The organism is Nonomuraea mangrovi (assembly GCF_042681425.1).
Lineage (GTDB): Bacteria > Actinomycetota > Actinomycetes > Streptosporangiales > Streptosporangiaceae > Nonomuraea > Nonomuraea mangrovi.
Genome location: NZ_JBHUFV010000048.1, coordinates 1 through 1,183 on the forward strand (window position 1 = coordinate 1; position 1,183 = coordinate 1,183).

1 pseudogene is annotated in these 1,183 nt (G+C 66.7%); it reads left to right on the top strand.

Annotated elements, in window-relative coordinates:
• A pseudogene (locus tag ACFSKW_RS32665) lies at positions 1-1,183 on the top strand (DNA-directed RNA polymerase subunit beta); the annotation flags it as partial.

The window sequence follows — 1,183 nt, forward strand, 5'->3', positions numbered from 1 at the left end:
GCAGACCCTGCTGGAGAACCTCTACTTCAACCCCAAGCGCTACGACCTGGCCAAGGTCGGCCGCTACAAGATCAACAAGAAGTTCGGGTCGGACACGGACATCAGCGTCACCGTCCTGACCGAGGACGACATCGTCGCGACCGTCGAATACCTGGTGCGGCTGCACGCCGGTGAGGCGTCGGCGGACCTGCCCCTGGAGGTCGACGACATCGACCACTTCGGCAACCGGCGGATACGCAACGTCGGTGAGCTCATCCAGAACCAGGTCCGCCTGGGCCTGGCCCGCATGGAGCGCGTCGTCCGCGAGCGCATGACCACGCAGGACGTCGAGGCCATCACGCCGCAGACCCTGATCAACATCCGCCCGGTCGTGGCGTCGATCAAGGAGTTCTTCGGCACCTCGCAGCTGTCGCAGTTCATGGACCACACCAACCCCCTGGCCGGGCTGACGCACAAGCGGCGTCTGAACGCGCTGGGCCCCGGTGGTCTGTCGCGTGAGCGGGCCGGCTTCGAGGTCCGCGACGTGCACCCGTCCCACTACGGCCGGATGTGCCCGATCGAGACCCCTGAAGGCCCGAACATCGGCCTGATCGGCTCGCTGGCCACCTACGGCCGGCTCAACGCCTTCGGCTTCATCGAGACGCCCTACCGCAAGGTCGTCGACGGCAAGGTGACCGAGCAGATCGACTACCTCACGGCCGACGAGGAGGACCGGTACGTCAAGGCGCAGGCCAACACCGCGCTCAACCCCGACGGTTCCTTCGCCGAGTCCCGCGTCCTGGTCCGCACCAAGGGCGGCGAGACCGAACTCGCCCGTGCCGAGGAGGTCGACTACATCGACGTGTCGCCACGCCAGATGGTGTCGGTGGCGACGGCGTTGATCCCGTTCCTGGAGCACGACGACGCCAACCGGGCGTTGATGGGCGCGAACATGATGCGCCAGTCGGTCCCGCTGCTGAAGAGCGAGGCGCCGCTGGTCGGCACCGGCATGGAGTACCGTGCCGCGACCGACACGGGTGACATGATCAGCGCTGAGAAGGCCGGCGTGGTGGAGGAGGTCTCCGCCGACTACGTCACGGTCAAGAACGACGACGGCACCCGCACCACCTACCGTGTCGCCAAGTTCAAGCGTTCCAACCAGGGCACCTCGTTCAACCAGAAGCCCATCGTCGCCGAGGGCGAC